The organism is Sporosarcina sp. BP05, assembly GCF_014282005.1.
GTDB lineage: Bacteria > Bacillota > Bacilli > Bacillales_A > Planococcaceae > Sporosarcina.
On record NZ_JACFTD010000010.1, the window covers coordinates 37,913 to 58,215 of the forward strand.

Annotated in this window: 18 protein-coding genes, 1 pseudogene and 1 riboswitch; of the genes and pseudogenes, 13 read left to right on the forward strand and 6 right to left on the reverse strand. The window is 39.1% G+C overall.

What is annotated here, in order from left to right; all coding sequences use genetic code 11:
• Window positions 1-5 precede the first annotated feature (5 nt).
• The 8 genes from H2672_RS12700 (at window position 6) to H2672_RS12735 (ending at window position 8,964) form a co-directional block, all read left to right on the forward strand.
• The gene (locus H2672_RS12700; protein ID WP_186671922.1) at window positions 6-794 is read left to right on the forward strand and encodes an MBL fold metallo-hydrolase; all 789 of its coding nucleotides are present in this window, start codon (window positions 6-8) and stop codon (window positions 792-794) included.
• Between the two features lie 308 nt (window positions 795-1,102).
• On the forward strand, window positions 1,103-2,350 hold the full coding sequence (locus H2672_RS12705) for a S1C family serine protease (protein ID WP_186671924.1): 1,248 nt from the start codon (window positions 1,103-1,105) through the stop codon (window positions 2,348-2,350).
• Between the two features lie 167 nt (window positions 2,351-2,517).
• A complete protein-coding gene (locus H2672_RS12710) occupies window positions 2,518-2,682 on the forward strand; it encodes a CxxH/CxxC protein (RefSeq protein WP_186672039.1) in 165 nt (54 codons plus the stop codon).
• A 79-nt stretch (window positions 2,683-2,761) separates the two neighbouring features.
• Window positions 2,762-3,241 carry a 23S rRNA (pseudouridine(1915)-N(3))-methyltransferase RlmH gene (gene rlmH / locus H2672_RS12715; protein WP_186671926.1) on the forward strand — a complete coding sequence of 160 codons (480 nt, stop codon included), beginning with the start codon at window positions 2,762-2,764 and terminating at the stop codon, window positions 3,239-3,241.
• Between the two features lie 106 nt (window positions 3,242-3,347).
• A complete protein-coding gene (locus H2672_RS12720) occupies window positions 3,348-5,408 on the forward strand; it encodes a GAF domain-containing sensor histidine kinase (protein ID WP_186671928.1) in 2,061 nt (686 codons plus the stop codon).
• A 339-nt stretch (window positions 5,409-5,747) separates the two neighbouring features.
• Entirely contained in the window at window positions 5,748-7,250 is a 1,503-nt protein-coding gene (locus H2672_RS12725) for a malate:quinone oxidoreductase (RefSeq protein WP_186671930.1), read from the forward strand.
• A 154-nt stretch (window positions 7,251-7,404) separates the two neighbouring features.
• Entirely contained in the window at window positions 7,405-7,785 is a 381-nt protein-coding gene (locus tag H2672_RS12730; protein WP_186672041.1) for a VOC family protein, read from the forward strand.
• 837 nt (window positions 7,786-8,622) lie between these two features.
• Entirely contained in the window at window positions 8,623-8,964 is a 342-nt protein-coding gene (locus H2672_RS12735; RefSeq protein ID WP_186671932.1) for a zinc ribbon domain-containing protein YjdM, read from the forward strand.
• 59 nt (window positions 8,965-9,023) lie between these two features.
• Here the strand turns inward: H2672_RS12735 and H2672_RS12740 are convergent, their stop codons facing one another.
• Entirely contained in the window at window positions 9,024-10,214 is a 1,191-nt protein-coding gene (locus H2672_RS12740; RefSeq protein WP_186671935.1) for a coenzyme F420-0:L-glutamate ligase, read from the reverse strand.
• Window positions 10,215-10,337: 123 nt separating this feature from the next.
• Here H2672_RS12740 and H2672_RS12745 point away from each other — a divergent pair, with 123 nt between their 5' ends.
• The 4 genes and pseudogenes from H2672_RS12745 (at window position 10,338) to H2672_RS12760 (ending at window position 14,090) form a co-directional block, all read left to right on the forward strand.
• Window positions 10,338-11,228: a LysR family transcriptional regulator gene (locus tag H2672_RS12745; RefSeq protein WP_186671937.1), complete on the forward strand. Its 891-nt coding sequence runs from the start codon at window positions 10,338-10,340 to the stop codon at window positions 11,226-11,228.
• A gap of 134 nt (window positions 11,229-11,362) precedes the next feature.
• Window positions 11,363-11,545, forward strand: a riboswitch (Lysine riboswitch).
• A gap of 131 nt (window positions 11,546-11,676) precedes the next feature.
• A complete protein-coding gene (locus H2672_RS12750; RefSeq protein WP_186671939.1) occupies window positions 11,677-12,516 on the forward strand; it encodes a transporter substrate-binding domain-containing protein in 840 nt (279 codons plus the stop codon).
• 64 nt (window positions 12,517-12,580) lie between these two features.
• Entirely contained in the window at window positions 12,581-13,333 is a 753-nt protein-coding gene (locus H2672_RS12755; RefSeq protein WP_186671941.1) for an amino acid ABC transporter permease, read from the forward strand.
• 18 nt (window positions 13,334-13,351) lie between these two features.
• Window positions 13,352-14,090, forward strand: a pseudogene (locus tag H2672_RS12760) (amino acid ABC transporter ATP-binding protein).
• A gap of 98 nt (window positions 14,091-14,188) precedes the next feature.
• On the opposite strand, the gene H2672_RS12765 reads toward H2672_RS12760, so the two are convergent.
• The gene (locus H2672_RS12765) at window positions 14,189-15,493 is read right to left on the reverse strand and encodes a uracil/xanthine transporter (RefSeq protein WP_255485810.1); all 1,305 of its coding nucleotides are present in this window, start codon (window positions 15,491-15,493) and stop codon (window positions 14,189-14,191) included.
• Between the two features lie 250 nt (window positions 15,494-15,743).
• On the opposite strand from H2672_RS12765, the gene H2672_RS12770 reads away from it, so the two are divergent.
• Window positions 15,744-16,352, forward strand: coding sequence for a class I SAM-dependent methyltransferase (locus tag H2672_RS12770; protein WP_186671943.1), 609 nt, complete (start codon window positions 15,744-15,746; stop codon window positions 16,350-16,352).
• Between the two features lie 86 nt (window positions 16,353-16,438).
• Here the strand turns inward: H2672_RS12770 and H2672_RS12775 are convergent, their stop codons facing one another.
• The 4 genes from H2672_RS12775 to H2672_RS12790 all read right to left on the reverse strand — a co-directional run bounded on the left by H2672_RS12775 (window position 16,439) and on the right by H2672_RS12790 (window position 20,271).
• Window positions 16,439-17,596 carry an alpha-hydroxy-acid oxidizing protein gene (locus tag H2672_RS12775; protein ID WP_186671945.1) on the reverse strand — a complete coding sequence of 386 codons (1,158 nt, stop codon included), beginning with the start codon at window positions 17,594-17,596 and terminating at the stop codon, window positions 16,439-16,441.
• Window positions 17,597-17,653: 57 nt separating this feature from the next.
• Window positions 17,654-18,316, reverse strand: coding sequence for a methionine ABC transporter permease (locus H2672_RS12780; protein WP_255485811.1), 663 nt, complete (start codon window positions 18,314-18,316; stop codon window positions 17,654-17,656).
• Complete coding sequence (locus tag H2672_RS12785; RefSeq protein WP_186671953.1) at window positions 18,313-19,332, reverse strand: methionine ABC transporter ATP-binding protein; 1,020 nt, start codon at window positions 19,330-19,332, stop codon at window positions 18,313-18,315. Before H2672_RS12785 ends, H2672_RS12780 begins: the two co-directional genes overlap by 4 nt.
• Before the next feature lie 120 nt (window positions 19,333-19,452).
• A complete protein-coding gene (locus tag H2672_RS12790; RefSeq protein WP_186671956.1) occupies window positions 19,453-20,271 on the reverse strand; it encodes a MetQ/NlpA family ABC transporter substrate-binding protein in 819 nt (272 codons plus the stop codon).
• Window positions 20,272-20,303: the final 32 nt, after the last annotated feature.

A 20,303-nucleotide genomic window follows, 5' to 3' on the forward strand; every position in this document is an offset into this window, starting at 1 on the left:
TTGTAATGCGTTTTAGTGTCCTCGCAAGCGGCAGTAGCGGCAATGCGGTATTTATAGAGAGCGATGAACATACTTTTCTCGTTGATGCGGGATTTAGTGCGAAGAAGATGGACAGTTTAATGGCTGGCATTGATCGTTCTATGAAAAAGATTGACGGTATTTTTGTAACACACGAGCATAGTGACCATATAAAAGGAATTGGTGTTGTCGCACGAAAATACGGGACGCCAATTTATGCTAATGAAAAAACATGGCAGGCGATGGATGGTCTTGTGGGCAATATTCCGCTTGATCAGCGTTTTCAATTTGATATGGAAACAGTGAAATCATTCGGTTCACTCGATGTTCAGTCATTTGCAGTTTCACACGACGCAGCTGATCCGATGTTTTACGTTTTCCATGAGAATGGTCGGAAACTTGCGGTCATTACAGACACGGGTTATGTGAGTGATAGGATGAAAGGGTTCATCCGCGGTGCAGATGCTTTTGTCTTTGAAAGCAACCATGACGTCAGCATGTTGCAGGTAGGGCGCTATCCTTGGTCCGTGAAACGACGAATTCTTAGTGATGTTGGACATGTATCCAATGAAGATGCTGCAGTTGCAATGAGCGAAGTTGTCGATCAAAAAGATACGAGAATTTATTTATCACATTTGAGTAAAGATAATAATATGAAAGACCTTGCAAGGATGAGTGTTACACAGACGCTTGAGACATGTGGTATCAGGACAGGTGAATTTGTTCATCTTTATGATACGGATGCAGATCAGCCGACCGAACTTGTCACAGTATAGAGTAATGTCTCTAGCCTTACCTTCGAGGGATTGTATAAAAACCTTACTAGTGTAAGGTTTTTTATTTGTCTAGGAAATTATAAAATCACGTACTGTGGATAAGCTGCTACAGAGAGATTTCGCGTCCAGACTCCATCGGCTAGAGGCTCGGAGGCCCGTAGGACGTGGGTCACGCAGACATTGCCGCGGGCCTACAGGACTTAGGCTGCATTCATTTGTAACAGGCACTTGCGCTTTTAATTTTTTGAAATGGCTGAAATAGGGTAATGTTAACTACAATGACATCATCAGTAGAAAGGGAGAGGTGTATGGACGAACACAATCAGAATCAAATGAATGGAGGACCACAACCTTCTGCTCCAGTACTGGAAAGTACATCGCGCAATAGTCAAAAGCCTCCGAAAAGAAGAGGCGGTTTCATATCAGGGTTTATTGGCGTTGGAATTGGTGCGCTTCTTGTTTGGTTCATCATGCAAGGTGAAAGTAATACAAAGGAACAACTGCAGACGAATAGTGCAGAGCAGAAGACCGACGTTATGCCAACAAATCGTGTATCCCTCGATGTGACTAGCGATGTAACAGACATCGTTGAAAAAGTGGTAGATTCAGTTGTTGGCGTAACGAACTTAAAAACGGATAGTGATCCTTGGTCGCCCGTAGAAACGACGAGGGAAACGGGTTCTGGTTCCGGTGTCATTTATAAGAAGCAAGGTGACAAAGCCTACGTCGTCACGAATCACCACGTTGTGGAAGGTGCGCAAGAACTTGAAATTACTTTCGATGATGGTTCAAAGACGGCAGGAAAAATCATTGGCAGCGATATGTGGACTGACTTAGCCGTCATTGAAATTGACGCTAAACTTGTTAAAACAGTTATTGATTTTGGGGATTCGGATGCTTTGAAACGCGGTGAAACAGTAATTGCGATTGGAAACCCGCTTGGCCTTGGTTTTTCAGGTTCGGTAACCGTCGGTGTTGTATCTGGAAAAGATCGTTCGATTCCAATTGATTTCGATGAGAATGGCACAGTAGATTGGTTTGCAGACGTCCTACAAACCGACGCTGCTATCAACCCAGGTAACTCGGGAGGCGCATTGATTAACCTTGGTGGACAGCTTATCGGCATTAATTCCATGAAAATATCGGAAGCAACAGTTGAAGGAATCGGACTGGCCATTCCCGTCAATCTTGCAACACCGATTATCGATCAACTTGAAAAGCAAGGAAAAGTAAACCGTCCAACAATGGGCGTTACATTACTCGATCTTAGAAGCATACCTGCGCAGCAACAAAGGGAAATGCTAAAATTACCGACGAATGTAACAGATGGGGTTATTATCAATGAGGTTATGATCAATTCGCCTGCTGAACTTGCTGGCGTGAAGCAGTATGATGTCATCGTTGAGATGGACGGCGAAAAAATTGAAGATATGGTCAGCTTGCGTAAACACTTGTATACTTCGAAGGAAGTAGGCGACACGATGCAAATGAAAGTGTATCGCGATGGGCAATTGCTCGAAATTGAAATGGTGTTAAAAGACGGTAACTCGTTCTGATAATAAAAATTATACACAGATTCCTATGAAAAACTTATCCACAACGGGTATAATAGCTAACAGCTAGCTATTACGCCCGTTTTTTTATTATATTCGCCCTTTGTGGATAAATCTAAAAATTTGTGAATAACTTTGTGCAAAATAAAAAGCTGAAAGTTGGGATAGAAATGAATATTAATAGCTGCGAAACTCATATAAACCATGCCTTAGACGTTTTTGTAGCGGAGCAAGGAAAGTTTCCAATTATGGAAGTTGTACCGGAAGAAGAAAAGTTATCCACAAAATGCAACTACTGCGAAGAGTTTGCGATATATGTTGTGGTGGACGAATAGCCAGACACAAGATGTAGATAATAGGTGTGGATATGTGTATAAGTTTTGTTTGTAATAAATTAAAAAGGGTGGACAACTTGTGAATATTACAATTGTGACAGTAGGTAAATTAAAAGAGAAGTATTTAAAAATGGGCATTGAGGAATTCTCTAAACGATTAGGCGCGTATGCAAAAGTTAACGTAGTCGAAGTAGTAGATGAGAAAGCACCTGAATCATTAAGCGATGCTGATATGGAAATTGTGAAGAAAAAAGAAGCGGAACGAATTCTGGCGAAAATCGGGTCGGATACGTATGTGATTGCGCTTGCGATTGAAGGAAAGATGAAGACGTCAGAAGAGCTAGCTGCGGACTTAGAGTCGTTGATGACCTACGGACGTAGTAAGGTAGCGTTTGTTATCGGCGGATCGCTAGGATTGCATGACAGTGTAATAAAACGGGCAGATGAATTACTGTCCTTTTCGAAAATGACATTTCCACATCAGATGATGAAGCTGATATTGTTGGAGCAGGTATATAGGGCTTTCAGGATAATGAAGAATGAACCGTACCATAAGTAAAGGCGGTTTTTGTTATAGAAATTTCAAATCTTTTTAATGATTGTGGTGTTTGAACCTCTTGAACTTCAGCTGAAATTTATAATGCCTATGATTGGGGACCGTATGGATGTTAAGTGAACAGACGAGATATTCTAGGCTTGCGAACATAACTAAAATAATAAATACAAAGTTAGAACTTCGTGAAGTATTACAGCGTGTAACAAAGGCAATATCCGAAGAGATTGTTCAATGTGACTCTGTCGGTATTTATTTACCCCAAAAGGATGGAACATTCAGGGGGTTTGCAGGAAAACCAGAAGTCATAAATGGTATAACACTTGATACGCAGGTAATTGATCCTGAAATAGACTTACTGGCCAGAGAAGTAATTGAAACCCAAAAAGCCATCTACATCCCTGATACCTCAAAGGATAATAGGCCGGACCCGAGACCAGTCAAAGCTTTCAAAATTAAATCCTTATTAGTTCTGCCTATCGCATTTGGGCATGAGTTATTTGGTCTAGTTTTTTTATTCGATTATGGGACTCCAATGAACTTAACAGAGTCAGAAATTCAAAGTGTTGAAGCTTATGTGAATATGGCGGCAGTGGCAATTCAAAATGCCAATAATTTAACACAAAAAGAAGATCTTATTTCCGAAAAGCAGTTATTACTTAATGTGACACGTGATTTGTCGATGTGTGTTTCTATAGTGGAAAGTCTTGATATATGCTTTTTTTACTTAGGAAAAGTTTTAGATAGTAAAAGTATTGCTGCCCACCTACTAGATTCCTTAGAAAAAACAACAATTTTTAGTAAAGACTATGAGTGGACACAAGCAGATTGGGTTGCGAACCTTAAAAGCATAGGAATTGATCAAAACTATGAAACCATGATGCAAGAGGTTATTAAAACAAAACGTATAATTTCCATCCCGAATCTAGATAGTAAGGATTTACTTATGATTCCGTTGGTTTCAATGGGAGAAGTATTAGGAATAATAGCAGTTGTTAATGTAGAGGGGAAAGCCGACAATTATCATAAGTCCCAAATTCAACTGGCACAATCTATAGTTGATGCTACAGCTCCTATATTTTCTAACTTGTTATATATGGACCAACTTGAAAACATGGTGGAAGAGCGAACAAGCGAATTAGCTGCTGCTAATGAAAAAGTTACGAGTGTAATTGAAAGTATTACGGATGGATTTTATGCTTTGAATAAAGAATGGGAATTTATATATTTAAATAAACATCAATATTTACCACAAAACAAAACAGCAGAAGATGTATTAGGTAAGAATATTTGGGATGTCTTCCCGAAGAACCTAGATACAGTCATGTATAAAAAACTTCATCGTGCAATGTCAGATCGAGTAACAGTACATTTCGAATTCCTCTCGACCTATAATAATTATTGGTTCGAAGTAGTCGCTTACCCATATGATGATGGAATCTGTTGTCTCTTAAAAAACATTACTGAAAAAAAGAAATATGAAGAGGAATTGAAAAGGTTATCCAGCTTAGATTTAATAGGGCAAATGGCAGCAGGTATTAGCCATGAGATAAGAAATCCAATGACAACGGCACGGGGGTTCTTGCAGTTATTAAAAGAAGAGGACGAATTGGAAAAATATAATGGTTACTTTAATTTAATGATTGAAGAACTTGACCGTGCCAATGCTATTATTACTGAATTTCTGTCAATGGGTAATACAAAGACATCCGATTTAGAGATGTTAGATTTGAATTTAATTATTCATGGTATCGTTCCCTTAATAAAGATTGATACACTTAATCAAAATAAGTTTATTCAAGTTGATACTAAAGACATTCCAGAATTACTTTTAAATCGCAATGAGATACGGCAATTAATAATAAATCTATACCGTAATGGCTTAGAAGCGATGAGTGCAGGGAAAGTTCTATCCATCAGCACCTACAAGGAAAATGAAAATTGTGTGGTTCTTGCAGTACGGGATCAAGGAGAAGGAATCAGGCCTGAAATAGTAGAGAAATTGGGTACTCCATTCTACACGACTAAAGATAATGGTACTGGCTTGGGATTAGGCATTTGTTATGCTATTGCTGCACGCCATAATGCAAAGATAGAGATTCAAACGGGATTGGAAGGGACTACCTTTTTGGTTAAATTTAATTATAAAAAGATGAATAAAGTTCTGCTTTAGATTAATAGCGGAGGACCGTACCATAAGTGAAGGCGAAAATTAGAGGGGGACGACTCACTGGTAACGGCAAATCAAAGCCTTTATCATTGTAAGAGGCTGGGTTAAGGCCATGGGTTTTAAGTATTCCTGGGGACCACTTGTTTCTTACCAACTTTTAAATAAACTATAACTACTATATAATAGAAGTTATTCCGACCCATAAGTAATTGTAATATACTATAGGATTGTTATAATTGAGACAGAAAAGGTATGTGACTGGGTCACTCTTTAGCTTGCCATCAAGTCCAAGCAGGAGCGCATACATCCTTTCTGCGAATATGAGGTATAAGGATGGTAAAAATGAGCAACCAAGAAACTAAAACAGACGTTATCTTAATTGGTGCCGGAGTTATGAGTGCGACTTTGGGGACAATGCTAAAAGAATTAGTACCAGAATGGAATATTAAAGTCTTTGAGAAGCTCGCAAATGCCGGGGAGGAAAGCTCTAACGAATGGAATAATGCGGGAACAGGGCATGCAGCACTGTGTGAACTGAACTACACCAGTGAAAAGCCAGACGGATCTGTAGATATAAGCAAAGCCATAAAAATCAATGAACAGTTTCAGCTTTCAATGCAGTTTTGGTCTTATCTTGTGAAAAATGGACTGATCAATAAACCAGAGGACTTTATCATGCCGTTACCTCATATGAGTATGGTACAAGGGGAACAAAATGTAGCGTTTTTAAAGAAACGTTTTGAAGCAATGTCAAACAACCCATTGTTCAAAGGAATGGAGTTTTCCGACACCCCGGAAAAACTGATGGAATGGATTCCGCTTATTATGCAAGGTCGTCCATCGAATGAAGCGATAGCAGCGACAAAAATCGACACTGGAACGGACGTCAACTTCGGCGCTTTAACCCGCATGTTATTTGACTACTTACAGACTAAAGGTGTCGATATCAACTACAAACGTAGTGTTGATGCTATTAAACGTACGAACGACGGCGCATGGGAATTGAAAGTGAAAAATGTTGATAGCGGTAGCATCGAACGCCATACTGCAAAATTCGTCTTCATCGGGGGCGGGGGCGGAAGTTTGCATTTATTGCAAAAAACCGGCATTCCTGAAGGAAAACATATTGGTGGATTCCCTGTTAGCGGAATCTTCATGGTGTGTAATAATCCGGAGGTTATAGCGCAGCATCACGCAAAAGTATATGGAAAAGCGCAGGTTGGTGCTCCGCCAATGTCTGTTCCGCATCTTGACACAAGATTTATCGACAATAAAAAATCGTTACTATTTGGACCATTTGCCGGATTTTCGCCAAAGTTCTTAAAAACGGGTTCAATGTTGGATTTGGTGACTTCTGTAAAGCCTAATAATGTCTTAACGATGTTAGCAGCGGGTGCAAAAGAAATGTCATTGACAAAGTATCTTATCCAACAACTTATGTTATCCAAAGAACAGCGAATGAAAGAGTTACAAGAGTTTATTCCGAACGCAAAAATTGAAGAGTGGGATTTTGTAGTAGCGGGCCAACGTGTACAAGTCATCAAAGATACTGAGGCGGGCGGTAAAGGAACACTTCAATTTGGTACGGAAGTGATTACTTCAGCAGATGGCTCGATTGCAGCTTTGCTTGGCGCTTCTCCAGGTGCTTCTACTGCGGTGCATGTTATGTTTGAGGTAATCAAAAAATGCTTCCCACAACATATCGAAGAGTGGGAACCAAAACTTAAAGAAATGGTTCCCTCGTATGGCATGTCACTAATGGAAAACCCAGAGCTTTTGCACGAAATGCATGCTTCAACAGCGCAGACACTTGGTCTAAGCGAAAACTTGCCGGACCAAACCTGAATTTTAGGATGTAGAAACAATGGTGATAAACTATACTATAGAACCTTTGATCTGTCTTTGGATTAAGGGTTTTTTTTCAAGACCTATAGTTAGACGGACACGGAGAACCGTGTCGTAAGTACGCAAAACAAACTACAGATAGGGAGTGAACACTATAATTACTAAAATCGGCCAAATTATGCTGTATGTAAATAACCAAGATGAGGCAGTAACATTTTGGACAGAAAAAGTAGGATTTAGCGTCATTTCAGAAGAAGATAATGGGCAAGGAATGAAATGGATTGAAATTGCGCCGTCAAAGGACGCTGAAACAGCTTTTATCCTTCACAATAAGGAACTTATTGCAAAAATGCAGCCGGAATTAAATCTTCAAACGCCATCGTTACTGCTTTTCTCAGATAAGCTTGATGAAATATACAAAGACTTTAAGGATAAACAGATTACAGTTGGTGACCTGGTAACACTGCCTTCTGGCAGAGTGTTTAACTTTGCGGATAATGAAGGAAATTACTTTGCAGTTTTGGAAAAGAAGTGAATTTCTAATTATATATATTGAACCATGTCTGTTTATTAATTATTTATTTGCATAATCGGTCCGCTTACGGCTAACTATTCATGACAGATTTACTGAGGGGTTCTATTGTTGTGAATAGTTGCCTGTCGCGCACCTATAATGTTCAAGTGCAAAATGCTGTTATGTTTGAAAGAATGGAATAGATGACTTTCTATAGGGATTGTAAGTGCCCGAAGATGCAATTTCGGGCACTCTTGCACGTTGTACAATGTGTTTCTTGCTTACTTTTAACATAGAGTAGTCATCTAATTATGTGATGCCTACTTGAAAGTGATTCTTTTTTAATAAATAAAGAAAAAACTATAGAAAGTTTCAGCCGCCAAAATTGCATCTTTGGCGGCTTTTCTCCAGCTAAGGAGCCGGTATTCTTTCGTCCCAAAAAGCTTCAGCACTTCGTTTATCTGTGTTTTTGAAGTGCGACGGATGAAGGACCACCATACGATTACCGAAAAGACTTTGTAGTGATGCGACAAAGTCGCATCACTACACGCCCAGACATCTCGGTAATCTTATAGAAGTCATTCAATCCGAAGCGATTCCAAAACAACTATACACGTAGCGCCCAGTAGATGATCATGTTATTCACTAGTTACTTTTGGTTAATCAACATACGTGGTATTGAACAAATGAATACCAATATAAACTGAGCGGAGGCATCCCCTAGCGCCGTAGCGACCTTGAAGGGAATCATTATTTCAACTTATGTAGAAAATGTTTGGCAGAGGACCTCAGGAAGGTTTGTCAATACGGGAAGACTATGAGAGGATATAAGCATATAACGAATGGAGGAAATGAATTATGCCGAATTTACCAAACTGCCCGAAATGTAGTTCTGAATATACATATGAAGATGGAAACCTTTTCGTTTGCCCAGAATGTGCCCATGAGTGGTCTTTAGGAGCAGAAGCTGGAAATGTTGAAGAGCAAAAGATTTACAAAGATTCAAATGGAAATGTTTTAAACGATGGCGATTCTGTAACAGTTATCAAAGACCTTAAAGTAAAAGGAAGTTCATTAGTTGTTAAAAAAGGAACAAAAGTAAAAGGGATACGTTTAATTGATGAAGACCATGACATTGATTGTAAAATTGATGGTATTGGAGCTATGAAGTTAAAAACAGAATTTGTTAAAAAGCTATAAAAACCACGCTTTACATGTGAAAAAAAGCTAGGCTCAGCGCCTAGCTTTTTTATTGTCTGTTACTTTGTGAAGTTATCGAAATAGCCTTGTATAAAGACGATAGGCGTACCTTTATCTCCGCTACCTGATGTTAAATCAGAAAGAGAGCCGATGAGGTCGGTAAGTTTTCTAGGTGTAGTACCTTGTGCTTCCATCGCCCCTACAAGATCGTCGTCTTTATCGGTAATGAATTGTGAAATAGCTTGTTTAAGTTCATCGCCTCTTAAATCAGCAAAGTTATTATCGGCAAGATATTTTAACTTTATTTCATTAGGTGTACCGTCAAGTCCCGGTGTGTAAGCCGGTGATACGACCGGATCCGCGAGCTCCCATATCTTACCGACAGGGTCTTTAAATGCTCCATCTCCGTAAATCATGACTTCGATATCTTTTCCAGTCTTTTCTTTGAGCATATGCTGTATGTTATCCACGACAGGTTGGCAATTACGTGGGAAAAGTTTAACATCGTCTTCAGTTGATTTGTTTGATCCAAGCAAACCATAATCTTCATTATAACCACTGCCATCAATAGACTCAGCTAATATGTCATCGAGGCTATAAATGTTAATGCCACCATTTTCTTTTAATATTTTTTTAGTTCTAAATCTCGTGTGTATATCACAAGTAAGTACATGTTTTGTATAATCTAAAATGGTTTTTGGGCTATTTGAGAATATTACTTCACATTCAACGCCGTATTCTTCAACTAATGATTTATAGTAATCAATATAGTCAACGCCAGTAAAAGTATGTTTATTATAGCCAAAGTGGCCGCGGAATTGTTCTTCTGTTAAAACATCTGTCCAAGGATTAATACCTTTTTCGTCAAGCATGTCCAGATCCACTAGGTGATTTCCAACTTCATCGGATGGATAGCTAAGCATTAAAACCACTTTTTTAACGCCTTTTGCAATACCGCGAAGGCAGATTGCAAAACGATTACGACTTAAAATGGGGAATATTACCCCAACAGTTTCTTCTCCAAATTTTGAGCTAACGTCTTTAGCAATATGATCAATCGTTGCATAATTTCCTTGAGCTCGAGCAACAATGGATTCTGTTATAGAAACAATATCTTTATCATTAAATGTAAAGCCTTCAATTTCGGAAGCTTTTAACACACTTTCTACGACAATATCCTCAATATTATCTCCACGATTTATTATTGGGCAACGGAGACCCCTTGCAACTGTTCCAACTATTCTTTCCAATGGAATCGCTCCTTAGTATTACAAAGTATATTTACATTATCTAACTGTCTACCTGTACTATACAACGTATTAGTGGTATAAGTAAAATTAATATAACGAATGGTAGGTATAAGGAGTGGTTATGTGGTAAGTAAATTAGATTTATATAAAATTTTTTGTAAGGTAGGAAAAAGTGAAAGTTTTTCCAAGGCAGCAAAAGATCTTTATATGACACAACCAGCCGTTAGTCAGGCAATCATGCAATTGGAAAGGGAATTAGATACCCGCCTTTTTATTAGAACACCTAAAGGAGTTTCTTTAACAAATGAAGGTAGCCTTTTATTTGAGTATGCTAATTCGGCTATTAATTTAATTCATGTCGGAGAAGAAAAGATTTTAGAGTTTAAGAATTTAACGACAGGTGAATTAAAGATAGGCGTAGGGGATACCATTTCTAGGTACTTTTTACTTCCCTATTTAGAAGCTTTTCATAATAGATACCCGAATATCAAATTTAATATCGTTAATGGTACAACATTGGAACTTTGTACGATTTTAAAATCAGGAGGGGTGGATATTGCTGTTTGTAACTTCCCGATTGATGATCCTACATTAGAACTAAGGCCGTGTATTGATATCCAGGATACGTTTGTTTACGGGGAGAGATTTAAGAAAATCTTAGCTAAACCGTTGAGCCTTCATGAATTAGTAAAACTGCCATTAATTTTTCTAGAATCAAAATCAAATTCCAGAAGGTATGTGGAGGATTTTATGATATCTAAAGGTATAAAAATTTCCCCGGAATTTGAATTAGGTTCACATGATTTATTACTGGAGTTTGCTAAAATAAACTTAGGGATAGCATGTGTGACTAGAGAATTTTCCAAAGAGTACTTAACTGAAGGATTATTGCATGAAGTACAGCTAATTGAAGAAATACCTAAGAGAAGTATAGGCGTATGCTTTTTAAAAAGTGTACCACTATCACGAGCTTCAACAAAGTTTGTAGAGATCGTAGAAAATAAAAATAACTAGTTATTCTGTTTATTGTTAATTAATAAACTACTAGGCTGTTGTATAACAAAGTCAGCCACTTGCTAGACCAGTTGACAGATAGAATATAGTCTTGTAGAGTATGTAACATAATTGAATACAACCTCACTTTTTATAGGTGAGGTAGAGGCGCGTTATTTAACAGTCCTTAGAGGAGCTTGAGAAGCTACGATTCTAGGGAGAAGGAAATATCGCCGAAGTTTGTACTATTTCTCTGTATTACTTACTGGGTCTGCAGTTAAGAACTGTAGGACTGTCTCAATAAACGTTCCGGTTTATTGAGGTGTGCTATCTCATTATGGAAGGAAGAGGATTTAGGGCAACTATACATATTGTGATCTGAGATTATATCAGATCTTTTTTTGTACAGGTTGGCCTTTTTAGTATATAAAGATACTTGAAAATCTAAACAAAAAGGGGGATTTTGTTCATGAAAAAAAAGTTATCATTACTACTAGCACTGTCTTTTTCAGCAATTATGCTAATAGCGGGATGTGGGGCAAGTAGTTCGGGGAGCAAAGATTCATCGGAAGAAAAGGAAACGCTTACAGTAGGTTTGGAAGCTGGGTATCCCCCATTTAATTGGACGCAAATGGGTGATGCCAATGGTGGTGTGAAAATCGATGGCAATGCAGAATATGCAGGTGGCTACGATGTTGAAATTGCGAAAAAGATTGCGGATGGCTTAGGGATGGAATTAGTGGTTGTGAAAACGGAGTGGGATGGTCTTGTACCCGCATTAGTATCTGGTAAAATCGATGCGATTTTTGCAGGGATGTCACCGACAAAAGAGCGCAAACAGACCATTGACTTCTCTAATAACTATTACACGTCAAACTTTGTAATGATTGTCAAAAAAGGTGGATCGTATGAAGGGGCTACTTCCATCCAAGACTTCTCTGGAGCAAAAATAACTGGTCAGTTAAATACATCTCACTATGGGGTAATCGATCAAATTAAAGACGTGAAAAAACAACCCGCATCAGATAACTTTCCTGCAATGCGTGTTGCCCTGGAATCAGGCGTGATTGATGGATATGTATCTGAACGTCCAGAAGGAATTAGTGCTACTTCAGCAAATGATAAGTTTGCAATGGTCGAGTTTACAGATGGGTTTGAAGCGGATGAAGAAGAAACGGCAGTGGCAGCCGGACTGAAAAAAGGCAGTGAATTAACAGACAAGATTAATGATATCTTAGCAGATATTTCAGAGGAAGAACGTCAAAGTATTATGGATGCCGCTATTAAAAATCAGCCAGCGGCTAAATAAGGGTGAAGTGGTACCGGCTGCATTTTTTTGCAGTCGGTTTTATGTATGAACTAGGGGGAAAAGTATGAGCTTTGAGTGGATGTTATCATTAATTATTAATAACTGGCCGATGTTCCTTCGTGGAGCAGGAATGACACTCTTAATTTCCATAATTGGTACTATATTAGGTGGAGTTATTGGTTTAGTAGCAGGGGTTATTCGTACGATACCCGCGCCAGAACGACGGGTAAAAAGGATCTTTTTAAAAATAGTTAACGTAATTCTAACTATGTACATAGAATTTTTCCGTGGAACGCCAATGATTGTACAAGCTATGGTCATTTATTATGGTTCTGCTTTAGCTTTTGGCATAGATATCGACCGAACAGCTGCAGCTATATTTATCGTATCAATTAACACAGGGGCTTATATGGCTGAAATTGTTCGAGGCGGTGTACTTTCTGTTGAAAAAGGACAATTTGAAGCAGCACAAGCGGTTGGTATGAATCATGTCCAAACGATGCTAAACGTTGTATTACCACAAGTGATTCGTAACATTTTACCGGCAACTGGAAATCAATTTATCATTAATATTAAAGATACATCCGTATTGAATGTAATTGGTGTAACAGAACTATACTTTCAAACAAAAACCGTGGCAGGAATCAGCTTCAAATATTTTGAGCCATTTTTCATTGCGTGTATTTTGTATTTCATCATGACATATGCCGTGACACTAATTCTACGATATTTCGAAAGAAGATTAGAGGGTCCAGAAAATTACAGTATGATAGGTCAGCCAGCACAAGTGATTGGAGCAAATACAAAAGAGCATTAAAAGGAAGGGCGAGCATACATGGAAAACGTAATTGATATTCAACATCTAAGTAAATCCTTTGGAAACCATGAAGTGTTAAAGGACATTGACTTTTCAGTATCTAAAGGAGAAGTTGTCTGCATTATTGGTTCTTCTGGATCTGGAAAATCTACTCTACTACGTTGTATTAATCTGTTAGAAAAACCAAGTGGAGGTCAAATCATCTATAATGGTAAAAATATTTTAGATAATAAGCATGATATCCACGCTTACCGGACAAAGTTAGGAATGGTATTCCAGCAATTTAACTTATTTAATAATCACGATGTATTACAAAAATTGCGTTGTCGGTCAAGTGAAAGTGTTAAAGCGCTCAAAAGAAGAAGCTGAAAAAATAGCGATGAAGTATTTGGAAGTGGTTGGTATGGGCCAATTTGTTAACGCAAAATCAAGACAATTATCTGGAGGCCAAAAACAACGTGTGGCAATTGCTAGAGCGCTTTCTATGGAACCCGATGTCATGTTGTTTGATGAACCTACATCGGCCCTAGATCCTGAGATGGTAGGTGAGGTTCTGAAGGTAATGAAGGAACTTGCTGGAACGGGGCTGACGATGTTAGTTGTTACACATGAAATGGAATTTGCAAAGGAAGTTTCGGACCGTGTGGTATTCATGGACAAAGGAGTAATTGCAGAAGAAGGAAGCCCTGAGCAAATCTTTAATAATCCAACGCAAGAACGTACTAGGGAATTCCTAAAACGTACCTTAAAGCAGTAGTTGTACATACCCGAAAGATTCCTTCAACTATATAAGAATAAAAAAGAAAGGATATCCCATTGAAGGATATCCCTTTTCAGTTGTCTATCAAACAGAAGTCATGTGTTTTTTTGATGAAATCTAGATCCAAGATAATACAAAAACTCCATAAAGAGTGCAACCAGGATTCCCATGAGCATACCATTCGAAAGAATTGGACGTACAAGTTGTGGAATCGTAGTAAAAGCAGTTGCTGGCAGTGACATAATTGCGAGTCCAAGAAGAGCTGGTAATGCGATACGATAGACGGTTTTGGGCTCAAAAGTTAACCCTTCGATGTTCCGAATTGCTGTACGGAACAACTGAATGTAGGCAACGAATAGCACTGTATTGCCGACACTGTGTGGAATTGTTGAGAAAAAGGCACTTAATTGTGGAATCATTCCCAAGAGGATGAATAGCGCGGATCCCACGAAAAATGGAGCTCTTTCTCGAATACCTGTTGACTGTAATAAGCCTAATGATGAAGCGTACGGTGCATAAGGAACGAGTCCAAGCACACCTGAAAATGTCGAAAACAGTCCAGTCAGTGCGAAGGAAGCACGGTACTGCCTGGGAGTTGTCTCCATTTCAAAAATATCTTCTGCCCCTTTTAATGTGGCAATTGTATTGGTGGTGTTTAATAATCCGGTAATGACGACAGTAATGACAATGCCCCACTCAAAGGCGGGTTGCCCCCAAGGAAACAAGGTAATGAAAGGGGGCGCATTAATTGTCTCTGTTACTTCCACGGGAAACAGTAGCGCGGCGGCAATCCACCCGACAGTCATTCCGATGAGTAAATTCAAGCTACTGATAATCCCTTTCCCTTTTACATGAATAAGGATTGTCAGTGCGGCGAGAATAAATGAAAAACAGGCGATTTTTACATCTATAGAATCATCTACATTGAGGCCAATCATTCCTTTTAGAAAAATAGTAATGAGCTGATTAGCCAGTAATAGAAGAAAGACAAACATCACGACAGGCGTGAACCACTTCTTTAATACTTCCCCCATACCCAAAATGCCGAAAACTGAGACGAGAATGCCCGAAATTATTATCCCAACTGCAATGCTGCCACCAATCGTAGTCAGTTCAAGATTCATCGTACTGGCAGTAGCAGCTAAACTTAAAATGACGCCCCACCATAGTCCGGATTGACCTTCCATTAATGCCAAACGATGCCCGATAAGCCCTTGCGACAGACAGGCTATCCCTGTGAATATGAAGGAGCGTTGGATTGCAGATACAATTTCAATTGATTCCAACTGAAAAGCACTGCCAATTGAAATGGGAATGACCACCGTATTGGCAAACATAAAGAATAGCCACTGAAATCCGGCTAGTAATGTCACAGATGTTTGTAATGATTTTGTTTCCAATCAATCCGTCCCTTTCTACTCTAAGTTTATTTTACGGAAACTAGATATACGGAGGATTATACCATACTAGCATCCTGTAATAGATGGAAAATTTAAATTATTTGTATTGATACGATATGTCGGTGAAATTGGTGACTAAATAAAGTCATCCAAATGCATACTGGAAAAAACTTGACTAGGTTTTTAAAACGTTCGGGTTTATTTCTGCTATTAAGATACAATAGTTATAAACAAGTTGGGAGGAATGGCTATGTATGATAAAGAATGCGATCGGTTGCTGCGCATTAATACCGTTGGAATGCGGGAATGGCTGCATCAGTCCTCTCATTATAACCGCTATGAAGCGACACCTTATAATGCACTAGATGAATTTTTTCAGGTATATGAATTAAAGAATACCGACAGATTAGTGGATTTTGGATGTGGCAAAGGCAGGCTTCCATTTTATGTGCATAATCGTTGTAATGTTTCAGTTACTGGGATTGAGATGAGTGGGCAGTTATATCAGGAGGCACTTGAAAACCAAGCAAGTTATATGCAAAAGGTCAGACGGTCAAGTGAATTCATCCGTTTTGAATGCTGTCTGGCAGAGGAATATGACGTGGAGACGGAGGATAACCGATTTTATTTCTTCAATCCATTTTCAATCCAAATTTTTATGACGGTTCTTGCTAATATTCTGCGGTCAGTGGAACGGTACAAACGGCCTGTGGATATCATCCTTTATTATCCGACGAGTGATTATATCGAGTTTCTTGAAACGAGTACCCCTTTTGAACTGATAAAGGGAGTGAAGGTATCAAGCATGCATGAAAAAGACCCTAATGAACTTTTTTTGGTGTACCGACTTGGAGAATAATCCGACAAAAAGTAAAGCCGCGTTCCAGGCGGAACGTGGCTTTACTTTTCCCTTATAGATGAAGAAATGGGTAGTTTCCCGTTATCTCAAAAAACCTTGGGAGAGTTCGTAATTAGTAAGTCGCGAAGATCTTTTAAATCAGTAACACCCGATAGTGAAATGGAAACTTTCATTTCTTGAAGGATATTCTCCAATACCTTTTCAACGCCTTTTTGTCCGCCTACCGCTAGACCGTAGACGAAAGGTCTACCGATTAAAACTGCATCAGCACCTAGTGCAAGTGCTTTGACAACATCCGTGCCCCGTCGGACTCCGCTATCTAATAGTACAGGAACTTTGCCACCTACCGCCTCTACGATTGCCGGTAGAGCCTCAATACTAGCGATTACCCCATCAAGTTGACGGCCCCCATGGTTAGAAACGATAATTCCATCAATACCGTTTTCGATAGCGAGTTTTGCATCTTCGATATGTAAAATCCCTTTTAAGAGGATTGGCAAGGACGTTTTTTTCTTTAACTCCGCGACTTGTGCCCAACTTAGTGTAGGGTGGTAAACGTTATCCAGTATTCCTTGAATGACGGCGTCAAAATCGTTAGTTGGAATAGAGGCTAAAAATACTGGATCAGTTTCATAGTTCGCTTTGCCAAAGCCTTGCTTCAAAGGGGAATATTGATTGCGTACGTCCTCTTCACGCCATCCCATCATTACTGTATCAATTGTTAATACAATAGCCTCAAAACCCGCTTCCTCGGCCCTTTTGACCATGCTATAACCAATTTCATCGTTGGTGCTTGACCAATAAAGCTGAAACCATTTTGGACTGTTGCCGGTAGCTTCTGCGATTTCTTCAATTGAAAAACCAGATACTGTACTTTGAATGAAAGGAATCCCGATTGTCGCGGCTGCTTTTGCAGTGGCGATGTCACCATCTTCATGTGCGATTAATTGCATGCCGACAGTAGCGATTAGCAAAGGATAAGGGTATGTACGGCCGAATAGTTTTACAGATGTGTCCAATGTAGAAACGTCATTTAGGAATCGTGGGACAATGGAAAACTTTGAAAAAGAGGAGCTGTTTTTTCGCAGCGTTTCTTCGCCACTCGCCCCAGATTGGATATAGCCGAATGCGCCAGCGGACATTTTTTCTTTAGCTGCTGCTTCCAGTTCATCGAATGACACCGGAAAAGACTCAGCAGGGTCGATATTTTGTAATAGTAAGTCGTTATTTCTAGTTGATGTCAAAATGATTCATACCCTTCGTAAGGAATTTGGTTTTCTTTTTATAAAAAAACACTTGAATTAGTCCTTTTTCAGACGTGTAGCGAGCCTATTTCCGAGCGACTGGATACTTTGAACAAGGATGATAAGAATAAAGATGGTTACGTACATTACGTCAACTTCGTATCTCAAATGCCCATAACGATAAGCTAAATCACCAAGACCTCCGGCGCCGACGAGACCTGCCATTGCGGTTGCACCGACTAAGCTAACAGTAGCAATTGTTAACCCCAAAATGATGGATGGGCGGGCTTCTCTTAGCATTACATTCCAAATGATGTGTCTTGTTTTAATGCCCATCGCCGTATAAGCTTCTACTACTCCATTTTCGACTTCCAATAATGCCGTTTCCATTAGACGGGCAATGTATGGAGAAGTATAGATTACGAGAGGGACGATGACGCCTTGTACCCCAATTGTCGTGCCTACAATTAGTTTCGTGAAAGGCAAGATGAAAAATAATAAAATAATAAATGGAACGGATCTGACAATGTTAACGACTAAATTTAATAGATGGTTTAACCATTTATTATCCAGTGCTTGTCCGGGTCGTGAAAGCACCAATAAAATCCCTAAAGGAATTCCGATAATGATAGAAAACAAAAGTGATATTCCGACCATTTGAAAGGTTTCGACAGTCGCTTGTTGGAATTGGGGCAACCACTTCTCGATAAACTCGCTCAATTTTCATCCCTCAATTCTTCTGTGCCGACACCTTGTTCTTGTAAGAAACACAAAGTACTTTCGACATCGCTTTTTTCACCGATAATATGAACGACTAAATTCCCAATTACGCCATTTTTTAGTTCGATGATATTCGCAGCTAATATATTTGGCTTGACATTAAACTTTTGACTTACCTCTGCAAGTAACGGTTTTCCTGTAACCAAACCAGTAAAGGTTAGCCTGATTACCGAGCCGGACAAATTCAATTGCGAAATCAAAGTTGCAGACAAGTTACGTTGGGAAATGGTGTTTAAAAACTTTTTCGTCGTTTGGTGAGATGGATTTGTGAATAGCCCAATCGTTGTGCCTTGTTCCACGATACTTCCACCTTCGAGTACGTAGACGTAATCACAAATTTTTTGTATCACGTTCATTTCATGTGTGATAAGTAAAATTGTGATGCCAAACTCTTCGTTTATTTTTAATAGCAAATCAAGGATGGAATCCGTTGTCTCGGGATCAAGTGCACTTGTCGCCTCATCGCTTAGCAATATTTCCGGCTCCTGCGCCAACGCTCTTGCAATTGCGACACGCTGCTTTTGCCCGACAGACAATTGAGAAGGATAATGATGATGCTTATCTTGTAAACCAACAATCGCTAAATACTTATTCGTACGTACTTTCACTTCTTCTTTATTGACCCCTAGAAGTTTTAACGGAATGGCAATGTTGTCGTAAACGGTTGCTGTTTTCAATAAGTTGAATCCTTGAAAAATCATTCCTATCTTTTGGCGTGTAGCCCCTAACTTATTAGGGGAGAGCGCGGTTATTTCTTCACCGTTTATGACTATCTTTCCGCTCGTCGGTCGTTCAAGTAGGTTCACACATCGGATTAAGGTGCTTTTACCAGCACCACTGTAACCAATGACCCCATGAATCTCACCTTTTTTCACATGAATATTGGCATCGTTGACGGCTTTCACCTCTTTGCTTTTTACCGTAAACACTTTCGAAACATTTTCCAATATAATCATATTTTTTGCTCCTTTCGAGAAAGAGAGGCGCATAGGCATTATAAAAAATGCAAGCGTCCTCTCCTTACTTTGTCACTATTTATTTTGAAATAAAGAATCCGGTTTAGCTAGCAAAAATAGTTACCAGGAAGGAATAATGGCTCCATCAAACGTTTCCTCGATGAATTTCTTTACTTCTTCTGAACGATATAAATCTATAAACTGCTGAACAACTTCTTCATCCTTAGATTCAGTTCTTACGGCAATAAGGTTCGCGAATGGAGAATCCTTTGGCTCGATAAAAATCGAATCTTTTGTTGGAGAAAGACCGGATTCTATTGCGAAGTTAGTATTAATAGCGGCAGCGTCAAGCTCATCTAGTTGGCGAGCAATTTGAGCGGAATCAAGTTCAATAAATGCATAACCATTCTTGTTTTCATCAATATCGTTTACCGTTGCATTTAGACCGACACCGTCTTTAATCGTAATAAGACCGGCAAGTTCAAATAGCAAAAGTGCACGGCCGCTGTTTGTTGGATCACTAGGCAATCCGATTTTAGCGCCGTTTTTTAGTTCGCTGATAGCCTTTACTTTAGATGAGTAAACACCCATAGGGAAGGTAACTGTGTCTGCTACTTTTACAAGATCCAAATTACGGTCTTTTACCATATGATCAAAGAAAGGTTCAGTTTGAAAACTGTTTATATCAATTTCTTTTTCAGCTAAAGCTACGTTTGGCATTACATAATCAGTGAATACTTTTAGTTCAATAGTCAATCCGTCTTTTTCGGCCAGTTCTTTAACTTTTTCAACAATCTGTTCGTGAGGACCTGCCGTTACGCCAACAACTAATTTACCATCGCTTAGTAAATCTGATCCTTCTGACTTATCCTTGCCGCCACAAGCCGCAAGAGCCCCTACTACTAAAACCAATAAACTAACTAACAACCACTTTTTCATATCAATTCTCCTATCCATCTCTGTTTTTTGTT